This is a genomic window from Nonomuraea bangladeshensis (assembly GCF_039529455.1).
GTDB classification, from domain to species: Bacteria; Actinomycetota; Actinomycetes; order Streptosporangiales; family Streptosporangiaceae; genus Nonomuraea; species Nonomuraea bangladeshensis.
Genome location: NZ_BAAAMV010000007.1, coordinates 286,675 through 312,159, shown reverse-complemented (window position 1 = coordinate 312,159; position 25,485 = coordinate 286,675). Strand labels below are relative to the sequence as shown.

The 25,485-nt window shown below is 71.5% G+C and carries 18 protein-coding genes; 10 read left to right on the top strand and 8 right to left on the bottom strand.

Annotated elements, in window-relative coordinates; genetic code table 11:
* Positions 1–17: 17 nt before the first annotated feature.
* Positions 18–803 (bottom strand): alpha/beta fold hydrolase, encoded by a 786-nt coding sequence (locus ABD292_RS24415; protein ID WP_344211020.1) that lies wholly within the window; start codon positions 801–803, stop codon positions 18–20.
* Between the two features lie 104 nt (positions 804–907).
* Between ABD292_RS24415 and ABD292_RS24410 the strand changes: the two genes are divergently transcribed.
* Positions 908–1,549 carry a TetR/AcrR family transcriptional regulator gene (locus tag ABD292_RS24410; RefSeq protein WP_344211018.1) on the top strand — a complete coding sequence of 214 codons (642 nt, stop codon included), beginning with the start codon at positions 908–910 and terminating at the stop codon, positions 1,547–1,549.
* 234 nt (positions 1,550–1,783) lie between these two features.
* Here ABD292_RS24410 and ABD292_RS24405 read toward each other — a convergent pair whose 3' ends face one another.
* Both ABD292_RS24405 and ABD292_RS24400 read right to left on the bottom strand, forming a co-directional pair.
* Positions 1,784–3,001, bottom strand: coding sequence for a hypothetical protein (locus tag ABD292_RS24405; protein ID WP_344211016.1), 1,218 nt, complete (start codon positions 2,999–3,001; stop codon positions 1,784–1,786).
* A 113-nt stretch (positions 3,002–3,114) separates the two neighbouring features.
* The gene (locus tag ABD292_RS24400) at positions 3,115–4,749 is read right to left on the bottom strand and encodes a dolichyl-phosphate-mannose--protein mannosyltransferase (protein WP_371249848.1); all 1,635 of its coding nucleotides are present in this window, start codon (positions 4,747–4,749) and stop codon (positions 3,115–3,117) included.
* A 77-nt stretch (positions 4,750–4,826) separates the two neighbouring features.
* On the opposite strand from ABD292_RS24400, the gene rsmI reads away from it, so the two are divergent.
* Both rsmI and ABD292_RS24390 read left to right on the top strand, forming a co-directional pair.
* Positions 4,827–5,666 (top strand): 16S rRNA (cytidine(1402)-2'-O)-methyltransferase, encoded by an 840-nt coding sequence (rsmI, locus tag ABD292_RS24395; protein ID WP_344211012.1) that lies wholly within the window; start codon positions 4,827–4,829, stop codon positions 5,664–5,666.
* A gap of 50 nt (positions 5,667–5,716) precedes the next feature.
* Positions 5,717–7,261 carry a dolichyl-phosphate-mannose--protein mannosyltransferase gene (locus ABD292_RS24390; RefSeq protein ID WP_425565162.1) on the top strand — a complete coding sequence of 515 codons (1,545 nt, stop codon included), beginning with the start codon at positions 5,717–5,719 and terminating at the stop codon, positions 7,259–7,261.
* Here the strand turns inward: ABD292_RS24390 and ABD292_RS24385 are convergent.
* The gene (locus ABD292_RS24385) at positions 7,197–8,744 is read right to left on the bottom strand and encodes a hypothetical protein (protein ID WP_344211008.1); all 1,548 of its coding nucleotides are present in this window, start codon (positions 8,742–8,744) and stop codon (positions 7,197–7,199) included. The two genes, ABD292_RS24390 and ABD292_RS24385, sit on opposite strands and share 65 nt — an antisense overlap.
* Before the next feature lie 100 nt (positions 8,745–8,844).
* Between ABD292_RS24385 and ABD292_RS24380 the strand changes: the two genes are divergently transcribed.
* From ABD292_RS24380 to ABD292_RS24365, 4 genes are all read left to right on the top strand, one after another.
* Positions 8,845–10,065: a glycosyltransferase family 2 protein gene (locus tag ABD292_RS24380; RefSeq protein ID WP_329589707.1), complete on the top strand. Its 1,221-nt coding sequence runs from the start codon at positions 8,845–8,847 to the stop codon at positions 10,063–10,065.
* Between the two features lie 104 nt (positions 10,066–10,169).
* Positions 10,170–11,951, top strand: a complete 1,782-nt coding sequence (gene metG, locus ABD292_RS24375) for a methionine--tRNA ligase (protein WP_344211005.1) — start codon at positions 10,170–10,172, stop codon at positions 11,949–11,951.
* 28 nt (positions 11,952–11,979) lie between these two features.
* Entirely contained in the window at positions 11,980–12,834 is an 855-nt protein-coding gene (locus ABD292_RS24370) for a TatD family hydrolase (protein ID WP_344211003.1), read from the top strand.
* A 100-nt stretch (positions 12,835–12,934) separates the two neighbouring features.
* Positions 12,935–13,849 carry a resuscitation-promoting factor gene (locus ABD292_RS24365; RefSeq protein ID WP_344211001.1) on the top strand — a complete coding sequence of 305 codons (915 nt, stop codon included), beginning with the start codon at positions 12,935–12,937 and terminating at the stop codon, positions 13,847–13,849.
* A 3-nt stretch (positions 13,850–13,852) separates the two neighbouring features.
* Here ABD292_RS24365 and ABD292_RS24360 read toward each other — a convergent pair whose 3' ends face one another.
* Both ABD292_RS24360 and ABD292_RS24355 read right to left on the bottom strand, forming a co-directional pair.
* Positions 13,853–15,049, bottom strand: a complete 1,197-nt coding sequence (locus ABD292_RS24360) for a hypothetical protein (protein ID WP_344210999.1) — start codon at positions 15,047–15,049, stop codon at positions 13,853–13,855.
* The gene (locus tag ABD292_RS24355; protein ID WP_344210997.1) at positions 15,046–17,184 is read right to left on the bottom strand and encodes a serine/threonine-protein kinase; all 2,139 of its coding nucleotides are present in this window, start codon (positions 17,182–17,184) and stop codon (positions 15,046–15,048) included. Before ABD292_RS24355 ends, ABD292_RS24360 begins: the two co-directional genes overlap by 4 nt.
* A 46-nt stretch (positions 17,185–17,230) precedes the next feature.
* On the opposite strand from ABD292_RS24355, the gene rsmA reads away from it, so the two are divergent.
* Together rsmA and ABD292_RS24345 are read left to right on the top strand one after the other, a co-directional pair.
* On the top strand, positions 17,231–18,091 hold the full coding sequence (rsmA, locus tag ABD292_RS24350; RefSeq protein ID WP_344210995.1) for a 16S rRNA (adenine(1518)-N(6)/adenine(1519)-N(6))-dimethyltransferase RsmA: 861 nt from the start codon (positions 17,231–17,233) through the stop codon (positions 18,089–18,091).
* 993 nt (positions 18,092–19,084) lie between these two features.
* Positions 19,085–19,762 carry a C40 family peptidase gene (locus ABD292_RS24345; RefSeq protein WP_344210993.1) on the top strand — a complete coding sequence of 226 codons (678 nt, stop codon included), beginning with the start codon at positions 19,085–19,087 and terminating at the stop codon, positions 19,760–19,762.
* On the opposite strand, the gene ABD292_RS24340 is transcribed toward ABD292_RS24345, so the two are convergent.
* A complete protein-coding gene (locus ABD292_RS24340) occupies positions 19,735–20,928 on the bottom strand; it encodes an arginase family protein (protein WP_344210991.1) in 1,194 nt (397 codons plus the stop codon). The two genes, ABD292_RS24345 and ABD292_RS24340, sit on opposite strands and share 28 nt — an antisense overlap.
* Positions 20,929–21,143: 215 nt before the next feature.
* Here ABD292_RS24340 and ABD292_RS24335 point away from each other — a divergent pair, with 215 nt between their 5' ends.
* Complete coding sequence (locus tag ABD292_RS24335; protein WP_344210989.1) at positions 21,144–22,046, top strand: 4-(cytidine 5'-diphospho)-2-C-methyl-D-erythritol kinase; 903 nt, start codon at positions 21,144–21,146, stop codon at positions 22,044–22,046.
* Positions 22,047–23,201: 1,155 nt separating this feature from the next.
* On the opposite strand, the gene ABD292_RS24330 is transcribed toward ABD292_RS24335, so the two are convergent.
* Complete coding sequence (locus tag ABD292_RS24330) at positions 23,202–25,439, bottom strand: Orn/Lys/Arg family decarboxylase (protein ID WP_344210987.1); 2,238 nt, start codon at positions 25,437–25,439, stop codon at positions 23,202–23,204.
* Between the last annotated feature and the right edge of the window lie 46 nt (positions 25,440–25,485).

The window sequence follows — 25,485 nt, the reverse complement described above, 5'->3', positions numbered from 1 at the left end:
GAGTCGGACCGGCTGAGTCAGACCGGCTGGGCGGCCAGGAACTCCAGCACCATCGGGCTCGCGATCTCGCGGAACTCCTCGAAGTAGGCGTGCCTGGCCCCCTCGATGAGCCGCAGCTCGGCCCCCGGGATGCGCCCGGCCAGCAGCGGCGCGTTGGCCGCCGGGTTGAACACGTCGTCGGTGCCGTGCACGACGAGCGTGGGCGCGGCGATCGCGGGCAGCGCGTCCCAGGCGTCGTGCCCGGCGCTCGCGGCCAGGTGGCGGCGGCGGGCGTGCGCGGGCATGCCGGGATCGCCGGTCGTGTGATGGGGGCCGGGATGCGCCGCCAGCCAGGCCGGGGTGTACATGAGCTCCAGCAGCGCCCGCTCCGCCGCCGCGCGGTCCGGCTGGGCGAGCGACCTGCGGACCTCGTTGCTCCGCTCGACGCCGTGCGCTCCGCCGGGCGAGCTGCAGCCGAGCACCAGCGCGCCCACCCGCCCGGGATGGTCGGCCGCGAGCCACTGGGCCACCCGGCCGCCCATGGACGTGCCGTACACGTGGGCCCGCCCGATCCCCAGCGCGTCCAGCACGGCCACGACGTCGGCGGCGAAACCCCGGGTCGTGTACGGCTCGTCCGGCTTGTCGCTGTCGCCGGTGCCGCGCCAGTCGAAGGTGACGGTGAGGTGGCCGGCCGCGAAGTCGTCGCGGACCGGATCCCACCAGCGGTGGTCGTTCGCCTGGCCCTGGAGCAGCACGAGCGCCGGTCCGTCGCCCCTGACCTGGTAGGACAGCTTCACTCCGCCGTCGGTCGTCGCATATGGCACGCCTCCGATGGTGCCGCATGCCTGCCTGTCCCCGCATCCTGGTGTCGGAGTGAGTGCTCACTCCCTATTGACGGAGTGAGCACTCACTCCGTACCGTCTGAGGCATGACGAACGAAACAGGCCGGCGTCGAGCGCCGGCGATGACCCCCGAACAGCGCCGCGAGATGATCGTCCGCGCCGCGCTGCCCCTCGTCGTGGAGCACGGCACCTCCGTCACCACCGCGCAGGTCGCCCGCGCGGCTGGCATCGGCGAGGGCACCGTCTTCCGCGCGTTCGGCGACAAGGACGCCCTCCTCGACGCCTGCATGGCCGAGGCGCTGCGTCCCGACGACACCCTCGCCCACATCGCGTCCGTCTCGATGGAGCTGCCGCTCGCCGAGCGGCTGATCGAGGCGGCCGAGGCCATGCGCGGCTACCTGTCCAGAATGGGCGCGGTCGCCGGGGCGCTCGCCGCCTCCGGCGGGCTGCGGCGCGGCGACCCGACCGCCCCCGCCGCGCGGGAGGGCGAGAGCCGGGAGGAGCACCTGCGCAGGGGCGCCGACGCCCGGCAGGCCTCGATCGCCGCGCACCAGGAGGTGCTGGCGGGCCTGTTCGAGCCGGAGCGCGACACGCTCAAGCTGCCACCGGACCGGCTCGCGCTCGCGTTCCAGATGCTGGTCCTGTCGGCCGGCCGCCACCACCCCGACACGCTCACCACCGCCGAGCTGGTGGACCTGTTCCTGCACGGCGCGCTCACCACCGGCTAGCTCTGCCGAGTCCTGGCGAAAAATGTGGGCGCGGGTGGGGAATGGACCGGGGGCGGGTGTGGTTACATAGATCGTGGCCGGTGTGTCCAGTGTCCCCGGGCCTCACCTATCGCCTTCACGGAATACCGTTCGGCTGGAGCCGTGTTGTGCCTTTCGCCGAGAGGCGACCTGCACACCGGTACACAATCGCGTCGAGCGCCCGCCCTCTCCGGAGGGCGGGCGCTCGACGCGTTTCTAAGGGGTCAGGCCGGGGCGGCCCGAGCTGACGTACTTGCGCGGGCGCAGGGCGTGGGCCCGCAGCGCGGCCAGGGCGGCGAGCTGACCGGGACGGTCCATGCGCACCACCAGCTCGTCGCTGTAGGCGAGGCCGAGCGCGGTGAGCTGGGCGACCAGGTCGCTCACCGGGCCGGCGACGTTCTCGACGCCCGCGGCCGGATGCCACCCCTCGCCGCCGACCACCTCGGCCACCCGCTCGTGCAGCTTGGCGGGCGACATCAGGGTGCCGTCGGCCAGCAGCATGAGCGCCGCCTCCCTGGCCGACACCTCGAACTCGTGCTCGCCCTTGGCCAGCAGCAGCCGGGTCACGGCCGTCCACATGGCCTCGGGCGAGGCCAGCAGCCGCCGGCCGTGGTCGGTGATGACCATGCGCGCGCCGTCGCGCCGGATCGCGCCCAGCTCGCGCTCGGCCAGCTCGCGCAGGCGCAGCGCGGCCGGCGACGGGGCGAGCCGCAGCGGCAGGGTGCCCTCCCTCGCGGCCAGCGAGAGCAGCTTGTGCAGCGCGGGCAGCGGCTGCGGCGACACGGGCGCGTGCAGGCGCACCTCGAACGGCTGGGCCAGCTCCCGCCGGGCCGGGCCGCGGCCGAGCACCCAGCGGTTGAGCCGCTCGCCGTGCACCCGGTTGAGCCAGCTGTCGCCGCCCAGGTCGGCCCGCGCCTCGGTGAGCCAGCGGCGGGTGAGCGCGACCCTGTCCATCTGCTCGCCGGCCACGATGGCCAGCTCAAGTGCGGCCGAGCAGGCGAGGTGGGCGCCCAGCTCCTCCGGCCCCATGATCATGCTCCATTGCAGCTCGGGCACGTCGGGCGGGAGCACGCCCGTGGCCTCAAGGGCCTTCTGGTAGGCGCTGGTGCCGGCGTCCTCGCCCTCCCGCGCGTACGTCCGCAGGATCTGGGCCGTCGTCGGCGACACGCACAGCGCCGCGTATCGTTCCAGGCCGCCCAGCTGGAGCAGCCGGCCGAGCGAGCGGGCCAGCCGCTCGTGGTCGCCGTCCGCGCGCAGCGGCCCCACCTTGAGCGGCAACGTGTACCAGAGGAACTCGCAGACGTCGAGCTGGGTCACGCTCTCCAGCGGCTCGCCGCCGGTCAGCCATTCGACGGCGGTCCTGGCCTCTTCCGCGATCTCCGGCTCAGAGCGCTCCAACTCGGCGAGCAGGGCGGTGACATCCGGTGCACTCATGCCTCGAAGTTTGCCGTATCGACCCCTGGCCTGACGATGGCCGAATCCGGTGCGTATTGGGTCTTGCACAGTGACTACCCTAAAAAAGCGCTATTGACCGGACTGTGAGCGGATCAGATCCATCGCTTCTCGAACAACATACGGGCCTTCCACTCGGTGTACGGGAGCAGCTCAGCGGACAGAATCGGGTGCAACCACCAGAAGTTGATCAACGCTAGCAGGGCGAAGGCCCCCACGACGGCGGCCCCCACGGTCCGGCGCACCGGCGTCGCGCCGGTGGCGGTCGGCCGGGCGGGGCCGATGAGCAGCCCGGCGCAGAGCGTGATGGCCAGCACCATGAACGGCACCATGGGGATGGCGTAGAACAGGAACATCGTCCGGTTGTCGGCGATGGCGAAGTAGAACCACGGCAGCCACCCCATCGCGTAGGCCAGCAGCACCGCCCCGGCCCGCCAGTCGCGGCTGGAGACGTAGTACGCGATGAGCGCCACCAGCGCCGCCAGCGCGCCGAACCAGATCACCGGCGTGCCGACGCCGAGCACCGCCTCCGAGCAGTCCTTGACGCCGCAGGTGTCCTGCCGTCCCTCGTAGTAGAAGGCGACCGGGCGCAGCAGCAGCGGCCACGACCACGGCTCCGACATGTAGGGGTGCGTGCTCTCCAGCCCGCTGTGGAAGGTGAACACCTGCCACTGGTACTTGATCCACGACCGCATCGAGTCGAACAGGAAGAACAGCGGATTGCCCGCCGAGGTGGCCTGCGCCCAGTTGCGCCCGTAGCCGTTGGCCGAGGCGAACCAGCCGGTCCAGGTCAGCATGTAGGCCACGAACGGCACCACCGCGAAGGACAGGAACCCCTGCGGCACGTCCTTGTTGAGCGCCCCCACGTACGGGTGCCGCAGCCCCACCGCCCGCCGCGCCCCGAAGTCCCAGAGCAGCGACAGCACCGCGAACGCGGCCAGGAAGAAGATCCCCGACCACTTGACCGACATCGCGAAGGCCAGGCACACCCCGGCCGCGAGCCGCCACGGCCGCGCGCCGAGCCGCGGCCCGTACGGGGACAGCGGCCCGCTCTCGTACCAGGCGACCAGCCGCTCCCGGGCCTGATCGCGATCCACCACCAGGCAGGCGAACGCGGCGAGCACCCAGAACATGAGGAAGATGTCGAGCAGCGCCGTGCGCGACAGCACGTAGTGCAGGCCGTCCAGCGCCAGCAGCAGCCCCGCGAAGCAGCCGAGCAGCGTCGAGCGGGTCATCCGCCGCGCCACCCGGGCCAGCACCAGGATCGACAGCGTGCCGACGACCGCCGCGGCGAACCGCCAGCCGAACGGCGTGAGCCCGAACAGCCACTCGCCGAAGCCGATCATCCACTTGCCGAGCGGCGGGTGCACGACGTAGGAGGCGCACTTGTCGAGCGCGTCGGGGGCGCAGCTCTCCCAGATGTCGGTGTTGCCGGCCAGGATCGCCTTGTCGGCGTCCTTGACCGCGACCCGCTCGACCCCCCAGGTGATGAGCGAGAAGGCGTCCTTCATGTAATAGGTCTCGTCGAACACCACGGACTTGGGATGCGCGAGGTCCCAGAAACGCAGGATGCCGCCGAAGAGAGTGACCAGCAGCGGGCCGATCCATCCCCACATGACGCTGCCGCGCATGGGAGGGATCATCCGATCGCGCACGGACCGCGTCGGGGGAAGGCTCTCGCCGGCCTCCCGCTCGTCGAAGGCCTGATACGGGGAATCGGTCACCGCCATTCGGACATCGTACGGGGCCTAAGCCGGTAGGTACGTAGAAACACGGTCTAATACGGATGCCCTGCCACAATGGACGAGTGACTGAAGAAGGCAGGCTGGTGCTGGCCGGAGCTCCCATCGGCAGGGCGGGCGACGTCTCGCCCCGGCTGCGCGACCTGCTCGGCGAGGCCGACGTCGTGGCGGCCGAGGACACCCGGCGGCTGCGCCGGCTCGCGGCCGAGCTGGAGGTGGAGATCACCGGCCGGGTGGTCTCCTACTACGACCAGAACGAGGCCGGCCGGGCCCAGGAGCTGCTGGAGAGCCTGAAGGAGGGCCGCACGGTCGTCGTCATCACCGACGCGGGCATGCCCGGGGTGTCCGACCCCGGCTACCGCCTGACCAGCCTCGCCGTCGAGGCCGGCATCACGGTCACCGCGCTGCCGGGGCCGAGCGCCGTCACGACCGCCCTGGCCGTGTCGGGGCTGCCGAGCGACCGGTTCTGCTTCGAGGGCTTCCCGCCGCGCAAGGCCGGCGAGCGCTCCCGCCGCCTCGGCGCGCTGGCCCGGGAGGAGCGCACGATGGTCTTCTTCGAGGCGCCGCACCGGCTGGCGGAGTCGCTGAAGGCGATGGCGGAGGCGTTCGGCGCCGAGCGGCCGGCCGCCGTGTGCCGCGAGCTGACCAAGACCTACGAGGAGGTCCGCCGCGGCGGGCTCGGCGAGCTGGCCGAGTGGGCGGCGGGCGGCGTGAAGGGCGAGATCACCGTCGTGGTGTCCGGCCACGTGCCCGGCGCGGTCGAGCCCGACCCGGACGAGCTGGTCGCGGAGGTCGAGCGCAGGGTCGCCGAGGGCGCGCAGCGCAAGCTCGCCGTCGCCGAGGTCGCGAAGGAGGCGGGCGTCCAGAAGCGCGAGCTGTATGACCTGGTTCACAAGCGCCTATAGTGCGCTTCGTGAGCAATTGGGGTGTCTCGCGGCAACGGCTGGTCCCGCCGATGCAGGGTTCGCCCCTCGTGGGATGGCTCGGCCCGCTCCTCGTCGCCGTCTTCGGCGGCGTGCTCCGCTTCGTCCGGCTCGGCGTGCCCCACGCGGTCGTCTTCGACGAGACCTACTACGCGAAGGACGCGTACTCGCTGCTCAGGTTCGGCATCGAGCGGGCCACGCTGGGCGACGCCAAGAATCCTGTCGCCGACCGCAGGATCGTCGCGGGCGACCTCGACATCTTCCGCCAGTGCGGCGAGCCGGCCGACTGCGCCTCGTTCGTCGCCCACCCGCCGCTCGGCAAGTGGATGATCGCCGCCGGCGAGTGGCTGTTCGGGATGAACCCCTTCGGCTGGCGGTTCGCCGCGGCGCTGGTCGGCACCCTGACGATCCTGGTGCTCGCCAGGGTCGCGCGCCGGATGACCCGCTCCACCCTGCTCGGCTGCCTCGCCGGGCTGCTGCTCGCGCTCGACGGCCTGCACCTGGTCTTCTCCCGTACGGCGCTGCTGGACGTCTTCCTCACCTTCTGGGTGCTCGCCGGGTTCGCCTGCCTGGTCGTGGACCGTGACCGTACGCGGGAGCTGCTGGCCGGCCACGCCGAACGCGGGCCGCTCGGCGGGCTCGGCCCCCGGCTCGGCGCGCGCCCGTGGCGGCTCGCGGCCGGCGCCTGCCTCGGCGCGGCCTGCGCGGTCAAGTGGTCGGGGATCTTCTTCCTCATCGCCTTCGCGGTGCTGTCGCTCGCGTGGGACGCCGGGGCCAGGCGGGCGACGGGGGCGCGGCGGGCCTACCGGGGGACGTTGACGCACGACCTGCCCGGCGGGCTGGCCGCGATGGGGCTGCTGCCCGCCGTGGTGTTCCTGGCGAGCTGGGCCGGGTGGTTCGCGTCCCCGCTCGGCTGGGGGCGCGACTGGGAGGGGGCCACCTCGTCGGGGCCGCTCCACTTCGTCGTGGCCTCGTTACGGTCGTGGTTCGGCTATCAGAGCCAGGTGCTCGGCTTCCACAGCGGGCTGGACGACTATCACCCGTACATGTCGGAGCCGTGGTCGTGGCCGCTGCTGTTACGCCCGGTCTCGTTCTACTACCCGACCGGCCTGCCGCCGTCGGCCTGCGGCGCGAGCGCCTGCTCGCAGGCCGTCCTCGGCGTCGGCACCCCCGCGCTCTGGTACGGCGCCGTCCTCGCCGTCCTCGCCCTGATCGTGAGGTACGGCGCCGTCCGCGACTGGCGGGCCGGCGCCGTGCTGCTCGCCGTGGCGGCCGGCTGGCTGCCGTGGTTCTACTACGCCATCGCCGACGACCGCACGATGTATCTGTTCTACCTGCTGCCCGTGGTGCCGTTCATGGTGCTGGCGGCGACGCTGGCCGCGGGGCTCGTGCTGGGCAGGCAGGACGCTCCGCCCGCGCGGCGGGCCGTGGGGGCCGCCGTCGCCGGGGCGTTCGCGCTCGTCGTGCTCATCAACTTCTGGTGGCTCCAGCCGGTGCTGACCGCCGAGACGATCACACACGGAGAGTGGTGGGCTCGGATGCTGATGCGTTCCTGGGTGACCTCCGCGCCCAAGTGACGCCCTTGCGCAGCGTGATCGCCGCCGCGACGCAGGCCAGCGGGACGGCCGGCAGCACGTAGCGGTAGTCGAACTCCGCCGTCGCCGCCGGGGCCAGCAGCAGGCCCACCGCGCCCAGCCACGGCAGCACCACCGGGCCGCCGAACGTGCGCCAGCGCACCACCACGCCGTACAGGCCGACCAGCAGGACGCCGCCGAGCACGATGCCGGGCAGGTAGAACACCTTCTGGTAGCCGGCCATGATGTCGGCCCACGGGTGCGTGATCCTGGTCTCCGGCGGGCCCTGCTCGTAGCTGAAGGCGTCGGTGTCGGTGCGCCCGCCCGCGTACGACGACCACTTCGGCAGCCGCTTCGGCTGGCCGTTCTCGTCGAGCTCGACGTACGGCTTGAACTGGTACATGTTGTAGGTCGACTCGTCGGGGAAGCGCGGGCGCGACCAGTGGAAGGAGCGGAAGAAGTCCCTCGCCACGACCTTGAGGTAGTCGCCCGGCTGCGACAGGATCGCCCGGGTGGCGAACGCGCTGGCCGCGTCGTTGGTGATCTCGCTCCACTTCTTGTTGACGCCCCAGCGGTGCAGGACCTCGCCGGTGCCCTGGCCGTCGCCGTTGCCCTGGCCCCAGAGGTACCACTGCGCGTAGTCCTTGCGCTGGTCGACCGGGTCGTTGATGCACAGCAGCAGGAGCTGGACCTCTTTGTACTTGTCGAAGGTCATCTTCTCGCAGTCGGCGAAGATCGCCGTGCGCATGTAGAGGATGAGGCCGTCGCTGTTGGTCATCGCGAACTTGCCGTACGCCGAGGCGAACCACCCCATGTACGCCAGCACCGGGATCGCGCACGCGGTGACCAGCGCCGTGATCGGCCGCCAGCCCGTCCGCTTGACCAGCAGGTAGAGCACGACCAGCGCCAGGATCGGCAGCCCGATCGAGCGCGTCAGCCAGGTCAGCGCGAGCAGGAACCCGATCACCGCCCCGGCCTGCCACGTCAGCCGCCGCTTCCACAGCACCAGCGTGATGACGCCCACCACGAGCAGCGTGAACTGCGTGTCGGACATCACGAGCTGTTCGAGCTGGATCTGGTAGGCGTCGAACAGCACGGGCGCGGCGGCCAGCGTCGCCCCCCACTTCGGCAGCCGGAACTTGATCCGCAGCAGGGCGTAGATCAGGCAGGCCGTGGCCAGCCCCATCAGATGCTGCGCGAACGTCACCAGCGCGAAGCTGTGGAACGGCTTGAGCAGCATCAGCCAGAAGCTGTAGCCGTCGGGCCTGATCGGGTGCGGGCGCGGGTGCAGCGCCACCGAGACGTACTCGTAGGAGTCGTTGAACCACATGGCCGGCCCGTAGCCGAGCATGGTGATGAGCCGCAGCACGGCGCCGACGCCGAAAGCCGCGGCGAACACCCGATGCCGGCGTACGAAGGACAGCAGCCGAGCTGCCCGGCCTGGAGCGGAGTGGTCCACAGGAGTAATCTCCGCGACGCTCACCATGCTGTAAAGAATGCCAGTCGTTTCTCGGACTTGACCCGAGCATGCTCGGGCAGAGTGCATGATGGTCCACTGGATGAGTCTTATCTTGAAGGGTAGACACGTGGAACTGACGGTGGTCATGCCCTGCCTCAACGAGGCGGAGACCGTGGAAGTCTGTGTGCGCAAGGCCCTGGCGTGCATGGAGGAGCACGGCATCGAGGGCGAGGTGCTGATCGCCGACAACGGCAGCACGGACGGTTCGCAACAGCTTGCCCGCGATGCCGGCGCGAGGGTGGTGCACGTCGACGCCAAGGGCTATGGCAACGCCCTCATGGGTGGCATCAGGGCAGCTCGCGGCAAATTCGTCATCATGGGTGACGCCGACGACTCCTACGACTTCACGGCCCTGCTGCCGTTCGTGGAGCAGCTCCGTGACGGCGCCGATCTGGTCATGGGCAACCGGTTCAAGGGCGGCATCGCCCCCGGGGCCATGCCGCCGCTCCACCGCTACCTGGGCAACCCGGTGCTGTCGTTCATCGGGCGGCTGTTCTTCCCGTCCGCCATCGGCGACTTCCACTGCGGCCTGCGCGGTTTCCGCCGCGACTCGATACTGAAGCTGCACCTGCAGACGGGCGGCATGGAGTTCGCCTCCGAGATGGTGGTGCGCGCCACGCTGTCGGGGCTCGACGTGCGCGAGGTGCCGACGACGCTCTCGCCCGACGGCCGCTCCCGCCCGCCGCACCTGCGCTCCTGGCGCGACGGCTGGCGTCACCTGCGCTTCCTGCTGCTCTACAGCCCCAAGTGGCTGTTCTTCTACCCCGGCGTCGCGATGATGATCATCGGTTTGGTGGCGGGCACGCTGCTGACCTTCGGTCCCGTCGAGATCGGCGAGCTGGCCTTCGACGTCGACACCCTGGTCGGGTCGTCGGCGCTGGTGGTCATCGGCTTCCAGGCGGCGCTGTTCGCGCTGTTCACGAAGGTCTACGCGGCCGAGGAGGGCTTCCTGCCCGAGTCGCCGCGCATCCGCAGGATCATCGACATCGTGACCCTGGAGAAGGGCCTCGTGGTCGGCGGCCTGCTGGCGCTCGCCGGCGTGGTCGGCCTGGTCATGTCGCTGGTCCACTGGCAGGTGCGCAGCTTCGGCGAGCTCGACCCGCGCGAGTCGCTGCGCCTGGTGGTGCCGTCCGCCACCGCGTTGATCATGAGCTTCCAGACGATCTTCGCCGCGCTGTTCGTGAGCATCCTCGGCATCCGCCGCACCCGCGAGACGCCGGTCGACCACGTCGCCGCCGTCGCAGAGGAGGCCGCCCAAGCCGTCACCCGCGAGGAAAGCCCGGCCTAGTTTTTCTTTGCCGTACGACGCGCCGGGGCGGGCCGCCCCGGCGCGTCGCGCTGTTACGGGGGAACGGGTCCGAGCCGGACGGGGATCGCCGTAGGCTTAGGAACATGTCCCAGCACATCTTGACCGCCGTCGCGTGGCCCTACGCGAACGGCCCCCGCCACATCGGGCACGTCTCCGGGTTCGGCGTGCCGTCCGACGTCTTCAGCCGCTACCAGCGGATGGCGGGCAACAAGGTGCTGATGGTGTCAGGCACCGACGAGCACGGCACGCCCATCCAGGTGCAGGCCGACAAGGAAGGCGTCACCGCCAGGGAGCTGGCCGACCGCTACAACCGCGTCATCGCCGAAGACCTGACCGGCCTCGGCCTCTCCTACGACCTGTTCACCAGGACCACCACGAAGAACCACTACGCGATCACGCAGGAGATCTTCAAGGGCCTGCACGCCAACGGTTACATCTTCCCGAAGACCACGATGGGCGCCATCTCGCCCTCGACCGGACGCACCCTGCCCGACCGCTACATCGAGGGCACCTGCCCCATCTGCGGCTACGACGGGGCCCGCGGCGACCAGTGCGACAACTGCGGCAACCAGCTCGACCCGATCCAGCTCATCAACCCCAAGAGCCGCATCAACGGCGAGACGCCCGCGTTCGTCGAGACCGAGCACTTCATGCTCGACCTGCCCGCCTTCGCCGAGGTGCTCGGCGGCTACCTGCAGTCCAAGCAGGGCGAGTGGCGGCCCAACGTGCTGAAGTTCGCCCTCAACCTGCTCGGCGACCTGCAGCCGCGGGCGATCAGCCGCGACCTCGACTGGGGCGTGCCGATCCCGCTCGACGGCTGGCGCGACCAGCCCAACAAGCGCCTCTACGTGTGGTTCGACGCGGTGATCGGCTACCTGTCGGCCTCCGTCGAGTGGGCCCGCCGCTCCGGCGACCCCGACGCCTGGCGCCAGTGGTGGCAGAACCCCGACGCCCGCGGCTACTACTTCATGGGCAAGGACAACATCGTCTTCCACGCCGAGATCTGGCCGGCGATGCTGTTCGGCTACAACGGCCAGGGCGCCCGGGGCGGCAAGGCGGGCTCGCTGGGCGCGCTCGACGTGCCGTCCGAGGTGGTCTCCAGCGAGTTCCTGACGATGGAGGGCCGCAAGTTCTCCTCCTCCCGGCAGGTCGTCATCTACGTGCGCGACTTCCTCGCCCGCTACGACGCCGACGCGCTGCGCTACTACATCGCCGTGGCCGGCCCGGAGAACCAGGACACCGACTTCACCTGGCAGGAGTTCGTCAACCGCAACAACGGCGAGCTGGTCGCGGCCTGGGGCAACCTGGTCAACCGGTCCATCTCGATGGCGGCCAAAAACTTCGGCGCCGTTCCCGAGCCGGGCGAGCTGACCGACGCCGACCGGGCGCTGCTGGAGCGCTCGCGGGGCGCGTTCGGGCCGGTGGGCCAGGAGCTCGGCAGGTCCCGCTTCAAGAACGCCATCACCGAGGCGTTCGACGTCGTCCGCGAGGCCAACCGCTACCTCGCCGAGCAGGAGCCGTGGAAGCTCAAGGACGACCCGGAGCGGCAGAAGTCGATCCTGCACGTCGCGCTCCAGGTCGTCGACGACGCCAAGACGATGCTCACGCCGTTCCTGCCCTCCTCCTCCAACAAGGTCCACGCCATGCTGGGCGGCGAGGGCGTCTGGTCCGGCATGCCGGAGATCCGCGAGGTCGACGAGGACGGCGGCAAGCCCTACCCGGTCATCACCGGCGACTACGACGGCGCGGCCCGCTGGGAGCACCGCCCGATCAAGCCGGGCACGCCGCTCACCGCGCCGGTTCCGCTGTTCAAGAAGCTCGACCCCAAGGTCGTGGACGAGGAACTGGCCCGGCTGGAGAGCTGACCTCGCGGGGCCCGCTAGTTTGGGGGGCGTGAGCAAGCTTCCCGCCCCGCCCGAGCCGCTGCCGGAGCCGGTCTTCGACAGCCACTGCCATCTCGACGTCATGGTGGGCAACCGGCAGGCGTCCTCCGGAGATTCCGTCGCCCAGGCCGCGCAGGCGGCCTCGGCGAGCGTGCGGAGCATCCTGGAGGACGCCCGGTCGGTCGGCGTCACCCGGCTCGTCACGATCGGCTACGACCTCGACTCCTCCCGCTGGTGCGCCCAGGCGGCCGCCGAGCACGAGGACGTGCTCGCGGGCGTCGCCATCCACCCCAACGAGGCGCACGCCGCGACGCCCGAGGTCCTGGCCGAGATCGAGGCGCTGGCCGGGCGGCCCGAGGTGCGGGCCGTGGGGGAGACCGGGCTCGACTACTTCCGCGACTGGGCGAGCAAGGACGACCAGCACGCGAGCTTCCGGGCGCACATCGAGATCGCCAAGCGCACCGGCAAGGCCCTGGTGATCCACGACCGTGACGCGCACGACGACGTGCTCAGGGTGCTGGCGGAGGAGGGCGCGCCGGACAGGGTGGTCTTCCACAGCTTCTCCGGTGACGCCGAGCTGGCGAAGAAGTGCGCCGACGCCGGATATTTCATGTCTTTTTCCGGGCCGGTGACGTACAAGAACGCCGACCACCTGCGCGCGGCCGCCGCGGCCGCGCCGCTGGAGCTGGTGCTGGTCGAGACCGACGCGCCCTACCTGCCGCCGGTCCCGCACCGGGGCAAGCCCAACGCCCCCTACCTCATCCCGCTCACCCTCCGCTGCCTGGCCGAGGTCAAGGGAGTCCAGCCCGCCGACCTCTGCGCGGCCATCAACGCCAACGGAGTCAAGGTCTTCGGCGACTGGTGACCATTTTTCGGTGAAGCGGTGGAGGCCGGCGCGGTGCCGCGGTTAGCGTTCGGGCGGTCACTCTCCGTCATCGGAGGTGGCGTGTGACCGGAGGTGGTACGTGCGTGGCAGAAGGCGTAAGCCGCGCCCGCCGATCCCGTGGCGCTCCCCCTGGACGCTCGTGGTGTGCCTGGCGGGCGGCGCGGTGGTGGCGGCGATGGCCGTCACCTCGGCCATGGCTAAGGACGTGGTCGTGGTCGTGGACGGCAAGCGGACGGCGGTGCGGAGCTTCGCCGCGTCCGTACGCGACGCGCTCGGCGAGGCCGGCGTGGCGCTCGGCTACGGCGACGTGGTGCGCCCGCCCGCCCAGCAGCCGCTCGCCGACGGGGCCACGATCGAGGTGCGCCGCGCCCGCCCCATCACGCTGACGCTCGACGGCCGCACCAGCGAGCACCTGGTCACCAGCACCGACGTGGCCGGCGCCCTCGCCGAGCTGGCCATCCCCGCCGCCGCCGGCCGGGTCTCCGCGCCGCCCGACGAGGCCGTGCCGCTGTCCGGGATGGCGCTGACCGTCTACACCCGGCGCAAGGTGTACGTGGTCGCCGGGGCCACCCGCCTGGCCACCCGCACCACCGCCAGGACCGTGCGCGAGGTGCTGCGGCAGGAACGCGTCGGCCTCGGCCGCGGCTACCTGGTGGAGCCGCCGCTCTCCAGCTTCCCCAAGGACGGGACGGTCATCACGGTCAGGCCGCCGCGTACCGATCCGGTGGATCCCGGGGTCGCCGCGCTCAACTGGGGGGCGCTGGCGGAGTGCGTGTCGAAGGGCGATCCGCGGGCGTACAACGCGGAGGGGCCCTACTACGGGATGTACCAGTTCAGCGTGCCGATGTGGCGGGCCGTCGGCGGGCCGGGGCTGCCGTCGGACTGGCCGGAGGAGGAGCAGACGTACCGGGCGCAACTGCTCTACCAGCAGGTGGCGGGGCGCTGGCAGGGCCAGTGGCCGAGCTGCGGCGCCCGCCTCTTCGTCCGCCCCTGATTCTCACCCGGCTACGGACACCCCGAACTGGGCGCCCTTGGGCGGTCTCACCGTCTCCAGGCTCGCGGCGTTGCGCCCGGCCACCGCCACCTGCCCGGCCGGCCGCGCGTCGGGCTGCCCCACGAACAGCTTGTTGCCGCTGAACGTCACCGACCAGCCGAACAGCCCCTCGGCCTCCGCCAGCCTGCGGTCCTCGGCGGCGTCGCGCCACGAGAGGACGCGTACGCCGCCCCCGTACGGCGCGCCGACGGCCAGCCTGCCGTCGGCCGAGGCCGCCAGCGCGAAGCCGAACCCCTCCTTGCCGCCCTGCTTGACCGTTCTGATGACCTTCTTGGCCGGGTCGAGCAGCTGCACGCTGCCGGCGCCCGGCGAGCTGACCGCGTACCCGGAGCCCTCGGAGTAGGCGACCGCGTAGCCGTAGCGGTCACCGCTGCGGGCGGTGGGGGAGTCGAGCTTGAGGCTGGTGAGCTTCGCCGCGAACACGTCGTCGAGGAACACCGCCGAACCCGAGTTGAGCTTCCCGGCCTCGACCTGGCGGCCCGCGCCGTCGTCGTTCTCATACGGCACGCCGACGAGCAGCGCGTTCTTCGGCCCCCACGCCATCGACCAGCCGAACTGGTCGCCGAGCTCGCTGTTGCCGCGTACGTCCACGGTCTCCTGGCTGATCCTGCGCAGCTCGCCCTCGCCCTTGCGGACGTAGAGGGCGCCGGCGTCGGTGAACTGCTTGTCGTCCTCGTACGGCGCGCCGACCGCCAGCAGGTCGCCCCGCGCCGCCAGCGACCAGCCGAAGTGCGCCGACCGCTGCGGCTGCGCCGCCGTCAGGCGGACCGGCGCGCGGGTGCCGCCGCCGTAGACCACGTACACCGCGCCCGCGTCCTGCTCGCCGCCCACGTCCGCGTACGGGGCCCCGACGACCAGATCGGCGCAGGGGTCGCCGTCCACGTTCGCCAGCCGTACCGACCAGCCGAAACCGTCGCCCGTCGCCAGGCCGGGGACGCGCACCGGCACCAACTTGCCGCCGGACACCACCTGCACCGCGCCCTTGTCGTCGTCGCCGAACGGATCGCCCACCACCACGTCGTCCACGCCGTCGCCGTCGAAGTCGGCGGGCGTGGCGCAGGCCGCCGCCCGCGCCGCCGCCGGCATCACCGTCGTAACCACGACCAGCAGCAGCGCCGCGGGCATGCCCCCGAGTCTCACAACGACACCTCGATCTGCTTGCCGTTCTCCAGCATCGTCGCCGTCAGCTTGACCGGCCTGCGGTACGTCGCCAGGTCGAACACGAACGCGCTGTCCACCCGCGCGCCCGGCAGGATCGCCGGGGGCAGCGTGACGGCGGCCGGATCGTGCTCGCCGCCGCGGTCGTCCACCAGCGTGACCACCGGCTGGACCAGCGTCCTGCGCTCGCCGCCCGGGTTGAGCATCGTCCAGCGGATCACGCAGAGCTGGCCCTGGGTGGCGACCTTGCCCTCGTACTCCTTCAGCCCGCAGCGCGGCGCGGACGAGATGATCGCGATGGGGTCGTCGAGCTCGCCGCCCAGCGGGAACCTGCGGCCCACGTCGTTCGGCTGGGCGCCGGCGGTCGCGGCCCGCGACGGGCCGCCGCCCGCGGCCGAGGTGCCGGGGCCGCGGCCGGACGTCACGATCAGGACCCCCGCCGTGACCACGATGGCCAGCACGGCCGCCGCGGCGGCGATCAGCCAGCGGGTGCCCGCGGTGCGGTCGCCGCCGAGGGTGTCGGGCTCGTTCGGCAGCGGCTCGGGGGAGACGGCGGTGCGCCGGTCGCCCGGCTGGGTGTCGGCGGCGCGCTGCTCGGAATGCGCCATCCGGTGCAACTGCTCCCGCGCGGGCACCCCGCCAAGGCCCCACGCCTCGCCTGCCCGCCCGGGGGTGTCCTGCCGCGTCCGGCCCAAGGGCTCGTGAGGGGTGGGAGTGGGTGTGGGGCCGGGGGCCTGGGTGGCCTCGGTGGCTTTGGTGGCCTCGGGGGCCTTGGTGGCTCTGGTGGCCTCGGGGGCCGAGATCGTGGCCGCCGTGCCGGTGGGCGGAATCCCCGGCCCGTCGCCCTCGCCACCGTCCCCTCCGGGCCCCTGCTCGCCGCTCTTGCGCTTGAACAGGCCGCGTACGCGTCCGGGGCCGGCGCCACCGCCCTGCTGCCCGTCGCCCTGGGGGGTGGGCCAGCGGGCCAGCTCTTCCTTCGCCGCCAGCTCCTCCCTCCGCGCCAACTCCTCGAACGCCGCCTGCCCCTGCCCCTGCCCCGAGGACCCGGCTAAGGACCCAGGGGACGCGCCGGACGGCGACCGCCCGGCGTCGGATAATCCGCCTGTCCCCGTACCGGCCGGCCCCCGTTGTGCCGCGTCCCCCGACGGCGGCGGGGCCGCCGTGAAGGTGGCCGTTATGTCCGGCTCGTCCACCACGTTCCTCGGCGGCTGCCAGTCGTTGAGCATCTCGGTGGCGACCAGTGTCGGCGGGTTGATCGACGGCGCCGGCGTGTTCCCGCCCACCAGGGCGATCAGCAGGTCCTGCGCGGTGGGTCGTGCGGCCGGCTCCATCGAGGTGGCCAGGCGTACCAGCTCGTTGAGCGGAGCGGGCAGCGCGCCCAGGTCGGGCGGCGTGTTGAGCACGCGGTGGGCCATCGTGATGGGGTCGCCACGCCCGAACGGGTGCCGTCCGTTGCCCGCGTACGCGATGAGACAGCCCCAGGCGAAGATGTCCACGGCCGGGCTGATCGCCTCCCCGCGCACCTGCTCGGGCGCCCACCACCCGGGGCTGCCCAGCAGCTCGCCCGACATCGTGAACCCGGTCTCCCGATCGAGCGCCCGCGCGATCCCGAAGTCGATCACGCGAGGCCCGGACAGGGAGAGGATGACGTTGGCCGGCTTGAGGTCGCGGTGCACCAGCCCGGCCACGTGGATCGCGGCCAGCGCCGCCGCCACGCCGAGGCCGACGCCGTGCAACGGCCCGGGGTCCAGCGCCCCGAACCTGGCGATCTGGTCGGAGAGCGGGGTGCCCGCGATGTACTCGGTCACCATGAAGGGACGGCCGTCGCCGGTGTTGCCGTTGTCCAGCACCTGAGCGGTGCAGAACGACGCCACGCGCCGCGCGTTCTCCACCTCCGCGTGGAACCGGGCCGCGAACCCCTCCTGGTTGGCGAACTCCGCCTTCACGACCTTGAGCGCGACGAAGCGGCCGGTGGGCGCACGGGCGAGGAAGACGGTCCCCATGCCGCCTTCGCCGAGTCGCCCCAGCAGGCGGTACGGGCCGATCTCCCGCAGGTCTGTCGGACGGAGCGGCGCGGCGCCCGTTGGCTCCATGAGGGACGTCCCTTCCTGTTCCACGCCATCCTCTCCTTTGGTCTCCCCATCCGCCATCTCCAGTTCTTCGATGCGGGAGACTGGTTGGATGATGAGCCTGTTGGGCCCTGCAGAAATACGTATTTTGGCGGACAAGCTAAATCTTCGTCCGACAAAAAAGCTCGGCCAGAACTTCGTGATCGACGCGGGAACCGTCCGCCGGATCGTCCGGGTGGCCGAGCTCTCGGCCGACGACGTGGTCATAGAGGTCGGCCCCGGGCTCGGCTCGCTCACCCTGGCCCTGCTGCCGTCGGCCGCGCACGTGGTGGCCGTCGAGATCGACCCGGTGCTCGCGACCCAGCTCCCCGTCACGGTCGCCGAACGCGGCCTGGCCGACCGCCTCACGGTCGTCAACGCCGACGCCATGAAGATCACGCCCGCCGACCTCGGCGGACACGTACCTACGGCTCTGGTGGCGAACCTGCCGTACAACGTGGCCGTCCCCGTCGTCCTCCACCTCCTGGAGGCCCTCCCGTCCCTGCGCAAGGGGCTGGTCATGGTGCAGTCCGAGGTCGCCGACCGCCTCGCGGCCGGTCCAGGCTCCAAGGTGTACGGGGTGCCGTCGGTCAAGGCCGCCTGGTACGCGGACGTACGGCGAGCCGGTCCGGTCGGCCGCACCGTCTTCTGGCCGGTTCCCAACGTCGACAGCGGCCTGGTCTCCCTGGTCCGCCGCGACCCGCCGACCACGAAAGCCACGCGTGAACAGGTCTTCGCCGTCGTGGACGCCGCCTTCGCCCAGCGCCGCAAAACCCTGCGCGCCGCCCTGGCCTCCTGGGCTGGCAGCGCCCCCGAGGCGGAAAACATGCTGCGCGGTGCCGGTGTGGACCCGTCCGCCCGCGGCGAACAACTCGACATCACCGCCTTCGCCCACATAGCCGAACTCAAGCCCTAACCCCAACCACCAACACCCCCCACCTCGTCCGAACCACCACCCGTACGCCACGCGAAGCGCTGGCTGCCGCGCGGTTGGACCTCGCGCGGGTGGACCTCGCTCCGACGCCACCGGTGCCGTCAGACTCTGCTCCGACGTCCCCGCGCGGTTGAATCCCGCGCGGTTGGACCTCACGCCATCGGCTCCTGGGTCGTTGGCTCGCGAGCGCTTGGCCTATGCGTGGTTGGCTTCCGCGCGGTTGAACCTCACGCCATCGGCTCCCAGGCCGGTGGTCTGCGAGCGCTTGGCCTCGAGCGCCTGGCCCCCGCGCGGTTAGACCTCACGCCATCGGCATCCCGGGTCATCGACCCCCGCGATTGGGCCCCGCGCCATTGGGCCCCCGGGCGGTTGGGCCCCCGGGCGGTTGGGCCCCGCGTCATGGGCTCCTGCGCGGTTCGAACCCCCGGGCCATTGGACCTCGTGGCGTTGGCCTCGCGCTGTTGGTCCCGTGCCGGGGGGATCCTGCCCGTGCGGCCAGGATCCCTGCGCATGGGGCCGGGGCCAGCCTGGTCGCACCAAGCCGTCGGGGCATCCGCCCTTACATCGGCCGACCGATGGCGTCGGCCTGCTCGCTCAGACATGACAAGCGCCTACTTGCTGACCCGAAGCCGCCGAGCGCCGACCTGCGCATCGACCAACCAGCGAGGTCACCAGGCCTCCAATCGGTGAGGTCGCCATGCCTCCGTCCGGTGAGGTCGCTGGGCCCCCGCCCGGTGAGGTCGCCATGCCTCCGTCAGGTGAGGTCGCTAGGCCCCCGCCGGTGGTGGTCGCTAGGCCCCACCTGCCGAGACCGCCAGGCCTCCGCCGCCTGCCACTCCCTATCCACAGGCATTCACCCGACCCGCGCTCTTATCCACAGAATCCCGTTCGGCCCCTCGGCCACCCGCCGTTCCGCAGGACCCTGGCCCAAGCTCGTCCTCGTCCTCGTTCGCGTTCACGACCAAGGAGGCTCGAATGCCCCGCACCAGCACCGCAGCGTCTCCCACCGCCAGCTCGCCCGCCGCCACCTCGCCCACCGCCCCTGATGCCCGCACGGCCGCTCCCCGCCCTCTGGCCTGCACCGCCGCCCTGGCCTGCGCCCTCCTCGCCGCCACCGCCGCCCTGGCCACCACCACCGAAGCCACCGCGACCACGACCATGGCCGCGGCGACAGCGGTGGCCGAAGCCACCCGCCCCACCAAGAAACGCCTCACCAGAAAGAAATCCATCAAGAGGAAACTCACGAGAGGCCAGATCGCCGCCTCCGCGGCCCTGGCCCAACTCGGCGTCTCCTTCTCCTGGGGCGGGGGCTCCCCGAAGGGTCCCACTCTCGGCATCGGCAGAGGCGCGGCGACCCGCGGCTTCGACTGCAGCGGCCTCACCCTCTACGCCTGGTCCAGAGCCGGCGTGCGGTTGGGCCATTACACCGGGGCCCAGTTCCGCCAGGGCCGCAGGATCAGCCGCACCGCCCGCCGCGCCGGCGACCTCCTCTTCTTCGGCGGCGGCCGAGCCGACCCCACGCACGTGGCCCTCTACCTGGGCGGCGACCTGATGGTCCACGCCCCCAAGACCGGTGACGTGGTCCGCACGACGAGCTTCGCCAAGTCCTCCTACTACCGCGCCGTCTACCGAGGCGCCGTACGCCCGGGATGACCGGCGACGGCAGCCACCAGCCCGCCGACCAGCTCCGCCAGCACTTCCCGATCCCCGTCCGCCTCGCCCTCGGAGTCGCCGGCCTCATACTCCATGAGCCCGAGCCCGGCCACCTCGAACCGACCACCGATCGCCGTCACCAACGAAAGCAGCCGCTCAGGATGCATGCCACCAGGCGTAGGACACCCCACGCTCCGGAAGACCTCCGGCTCGAGCACGTCGAGGTCGATGTGCACGTACACGGCGGCATCCGAGCCGCCCGCCGCCTCGATCGTCGCGAGAAGAGCCTCCGCCGTCCCCGTCTCCGCCATCGTCACCCACCGGATTCCGGCACGCGTCACGAAGGCCGCCTCCGGCGGATCGAGATCCCGCACCCCGGCCAGCACGATCCGCCGCGGGTCCAGCGGCTCCTCGGCCACCAGCCCTTGGGGCCCCTCGCCCGTGAGCGCCCGCAGCACCATCCCGTGATAGGCGCCCGACAGCGAAGACTCCGGCGTGTTCAGATCGCCGTGGGCGTCGAACCACACCACCACCAGCCGATCGCCGTACCGCCTGCGCGCCGCCGACACAGGCTCCAACTCCACCCCGCAGTCCCCACCAACGGCGACGACCAACACCCCATCACCGACCCCCTCAACCGCAGCCCGCACCCGAGCCGCCGCAACCCCCAAACTCCCGTCCTCAACCGCTTCCCGCACCCATCCCGCAGTCGCGGCAGGATCGCCGTCCTCGACCGCTGCCCGCACCTGTACCGCTGTCGCAGCAGGACCGCCATCCTCGACCGCTACCCGCACCTGTACCGCTGTCGCAGCAGGACCGCTGTCCTCGACATCTGCCTGCGCCAGCGCCGCCGCGGCAGGACCGTCGTCTTCTACCGTTGCCCGTGCCCGTGCCCGTGCCCGTGCCCGTGCCCGTGCCCGTGCCCGTGTCGCTGTCGTGGCGGGACCGTTGTCCTCGGTTGTCGGCTGCTGCGGAGCCGCCGAGACGCCCGAGATCTCGTCCTCGACCGCCACCCGCACCCTGTGCGCGGCCTCGCCCGCCACACGCACCGTTGCCGCGTCGACCAGGTCGGCGACGATCCGCGCCCCTTCGCGCAGCCGCTTCGCCGTACGCGACCCAGACCCCCGCCACTGCGGCACTTCGACAACTGCAACTTTTCGCAACATCGCTACAAACCGCCTTCAGCCTCTCGAGACCCCGCGTCTGCCATCACCCGTCGTAACTGCACAGCATGGGGGCAAACGGTCATCAACTCGACCCGACATGCCGAGGATCCGTCCGTTCCGGGGCTCATCTTTCGAGAACCGCATGTCAGGGCTCCGGGCACCGATAACATCGAGTGTCCTTGACCCCGGCAAGCGATGAGAGTGGCAGAAGATCGATGAGTTCGGTGACCGTACGTGTGCCCGCGAAGGTCAACGTGCAGCTTTCTGTCGGCCCGCTCAGGGATGATGGCTACCACGACCTGGTCAACGTGTTCCATGCCGTGTCGATCTTCGACGAGGTGGTGGCCAAGGAGTCCGAGTCCATCACCGTGTCGGTCAACGGCAAGTGGGCCGACCAGGTGCCCGTGGACGACAGCAACCTCGCGATCCGCGCTGCCCGCGCCCTCGCCAAGCATGCGGGACGCACCTACGGCGCTGACCTGATCATCAACAAGGACATTCCGGTGGCGGGTGGCATGGCGGGCGGCAGCGCCGACGCCGCCGGCGCCCTGGTGGCCTGTAACGAGCTCTGGGGGCTCGGCCTGCCGTTCGACGATCTGATGGAGATCGCCGGGGACCTCGGCAGCGACGTCCCGTTCTCCCTGCTCGGCGGCACCGCCGTCGGCACCGGCCGGGGCGAGCAGTTGAGCGAGCTGCCGACGGGCGGCACGTTCCACTGGGTGTTCGCGCTCGCCGACGGCGGGCTCTCCACCGCCAGCGTGTACGCCGAATGCGACCGGCTCCGGGCAGCCGAGGCGGCGGAGGTGCCCTGGCCGCAGCTCAACGACTCCCTCCTGGAGGCCCTGGGCACCGGCGACGCCTATGCCCTCGGCTCCCACCTCAGCAACGACCTTCAGGCCGCCGCGCTCAACCTGCGTCCGGAGCTCGCTCCTACGCTGGAGGCCGGTCGCCAGCACGGCGCGCTGGGCGCCATCGTCTCCGGCTCCGGCCCTACCTGCGCGTTCCTCGCCATCGACGCCCTCCACGCCCGAGACCTGGCCGGCAGCCTCACGGCCACGGGCGCCGCGCACACCGCCGTCCCGGCCCACGGCCCCGTCCACGGCGCGACCCTGGTCTGATCCCGCGATTCCGCCGCCCCGCCTCCCGGCGTTGGAACGGTCGATGTGCCGCCGCGGTCCGGTGGGGTGAACGCAGGGTCGCTCGGCGTCCACTGCAAGATGGGTCTCATGCAAGCTGGGGCACATCGCCGTGTCCGTGTCTGCGAGGCTCCGGTGTCCGTGTTCCAGGGAAGGCAGTGCAAACCAGGAATGGCGGTGCACGCCCGGAGATGGCGGTGCACGCCCGGAGATGGCGGTGCACGTCCAGGGATGGGTGCATGCCCAGGGATGGTGGTGTGCAGGACCAGGCGTGAATGGTGCACGCCCAGGAATGGTGGTGCACGCCAGGGGATGGTGGTGCACGCCCGGGGATGGCGGTGCACGTCCAGGGATGGCGATGCTCACACCCAGGGATGGCGGTGCACACCCAGGGACGGTGCACACCTGGGGTAGGCGGTGCCCACCTGCCGGAGATAGCCAGCCAGCCAGCCAGCTACTAGCTCGGTGTGTCCGGTCTGGCTATCACGGCTGATCGGCTTGGTCGCCCTCCGCACGTGCCGCCTCGGGCGGGGGGCGACGGTTGCCTCTGCCTCTCCCGCCGAGCAGGCCCGGCTGTCTCCACCCACTCCGCCGGAAGTCGCGTCGTACGTCATGCGCCAGGTCGGCGTCGGGCGAGGCGGCCTTGAGCGCCGTGCCGGAAGTCGTCCTGGCTTGCAGTAGTCGGGGTCGGGAGCGGCGATCAGGCCGGTGCGCGGGTAGCCCCATTCTTGCTATCGGCTGTCCGCTTCCTCCCGCACTCAGGGTCGGGAGCCGGTGCGCAGGTTGACCGTGACCCTGCTATCAGCTGTCCGCCTCCTCCCGCGCGAGATCCCAGGCTTCGTTGAGCTGAGAAGGCGCAGTTCGTAGAGGAGCTGAGGAGACGCAGCCCGTACAGATAGAGGCGCGGCCTTGAGGCGACGATGGACACGGGCGTCCTGGCGGTGTGGTTTCGACTGCCCATGCAGTCAAACGCGGACGGCGAGTTTTGCCATGCTGCCGGCTCGCAGGCATTCGCCGTTCCTTTCGTGCTTCGCGGCGCGTGAGGATGGGGAGGGTTCGGGCGGGCGTCGCAGCCCCCGACAGGGACGGTCGGGGGCTCGCGGACGAGACGGACGAGGTTGTGGCGGGAGCGCGTGGTCAGTTCTTGAGGACCTCGACCCAGTAGCGGCCGTCGGTGTCGCGGTGGGCGCCGTGGATGTCGGTGGCCAGGTCGGGGAAGGCGCGGTCGAAGTCCTCCAGGACGCGTAGGTAGGTCATCAGCGGACCGTCGGCGGGGCCGGTCGCCTCGCCGGGCATCAGCATGGGGATGCCGGGCGGCGTGACGACCACCGTGGCCGCGGCGACCCGGCCCGGCAGGTGGCTCAGCGGGACGCGCTCGGTGCGGGATCGGATCATGGCCTGGTAGCAGTCGGCGGGCGTGACCACGGGCTCCGGCAGGTAGGTGAAGACCTGGTCGAGGAGGTTGCCGACCCCGGAGTCGCGCAGCTTCTCGTGGACCAGGGTGCAGAGCTTCTGCAGCGAGATCGCGGGCGGGCCGAAGCCGGGCAGCACCTCCGCCAGGGGCAGGTCGGCGTCGTAGGCGTTCTTGAAGTCGGTGAGGGCGTCGATCAGGGTGCCCCACTTGCCCTTGGTGATGCCCATCGAGAACAACACCAGCAACGTGTGGTCGCCGGTCTTCTCCACCACGATGCCGCGTCGCTGCAGGTAGGCGGCCACGACGCGGGCCGGGATGCCCCAGTCGAGCGTGCCCGTGGCGGCGTCGGCGCCCGGACAGGTGATCGTCACCTTGACCGGGTCGAGCAGGCAGTAGCCCTCGGACATGCCGTCGAACCCGTGCCAGCCGGCGCCCGCCTCCAGGGTCCAGCAGCGGGGTTCGGAGCACAGCAGCGCCGGGTCGGCGTCGGCGAACGGGACGGTCCTGCCGGTGCGCGGATCGGTGACGGAGGGCGGCTGCCACACGCCGAAGAACCAGCCGGGCCGGGTGCCGTCCTCGCGGATGCGGGCGGCCAGGCGTGTCATCGCCTGCCGGAACCGGACGGCCTCGACGATCGCCTCCCCGGTGAGGAACGGCCCCGACGGGCCGTCCATCATCGCCGCCGCGACGTCCAGGGAGGCGATCATCGGGTAGAGCGGCGACGTGGAGGCGTGCATGAGGTAGGTCTCGTTGAAGGCGTCGTAGTCGACCGGCGCCCGCTCCGAGGGGCGGACGTGCAGCATCGCGGCCTGCGACAGCGCCGCCAGCAGTTTGTGCGTCGACTGGGTGGCGAACACGGTGGGGCGGCCAGGCCCCGGCAGCGTGTGCTGGTCGACGGCCATGCCGTAGCGGCCGGCGTAGAGCGGGTTGAACCGGGCGTAGGCGAACCACGCCTCGTCGAAGTGCAGGCGCGGCACGCTGGCGCCCAGCAGCTCGCCGACCCGCACCGCGTCGTAGCACACCCCGTCATAGGTGGAGTTGGTGATCACGGCGTAGGTCGGGTCGCCGGCGGCGAGAGGATGGGCGGCCACCCGGGCCTGGATCGCTGCGGCCTCCAGCGCGGCGGGCTGGATCGGCCCGGCCAGCCCGAGCCCGTTGCGCTCGGGCACCAGGTAGACCGGGCGGGCGCCGCTGATGGCCAGCGCGTGCTGGACCGACTTGTGGCAGTTGCGGTCGACGAGGACGGTGTCGTCGCGGGCGATGGCGTGGTGTCCGACGATGCGGTTGGCCGTGGAGTTGCCGTTGACCACGAAGAACGTACGGTCGGCGCCGAAGACGCGGGCGGCGTTGCGCTCGGCCTCGCCGATGGGGCCGGTGTGGTCGAGCGGCGACCCCAGCTCTGTGACCGAGATGGACAGGTCGGTGCGCAGCAGCCGCTCGCCGTAGAAGTCGAAGAACGCCCGGCCCACCGGCGACTTGAGGAACGCCACGCCGCCCGCGTGCGCCGGGGTGTGCCAGGAGTAGTGATGGTGGTCCTGCAGGCGGCGCAGGGCGCCGAAGAAGGGCGGGAGGATCTTCTCGGCGTACTGGTCGGCGGCGTGGGCGATGCGCCCGGCGATGAACTGCGGGGTGTCCTCCAGCGGGTAGACGTAGCCCTGGATGACCTCGTAGACCCACAGCGGGAGCTCCTGCTCCTGCGTCATCAGGAAGACGGGCAGCCCGCGGAACCGTTTGGCGACCGCGCCCAGCAGCTCCTCGGCTCCCGGCGCGTCCCACGACGCCAGCACCGCCGTGAGCGACGCGTCCGAGCCGACCACCGCCAGGGCGTCGTGGGCCCGGTGGGTCCAGCGCACGTGGAGCCCGAGCTCGTCCATCGCGGCGCAGACGCGGCGGATCTGCTCGGCGAGCGCCGAATCGGCGTCGGGACGTTCGGTGACGGCGGCCAGAACCGTTCGCTCCATTGCGGCACTCCGTGGTCGGGGGGAACGGCCGGGGAGGGTCACACCG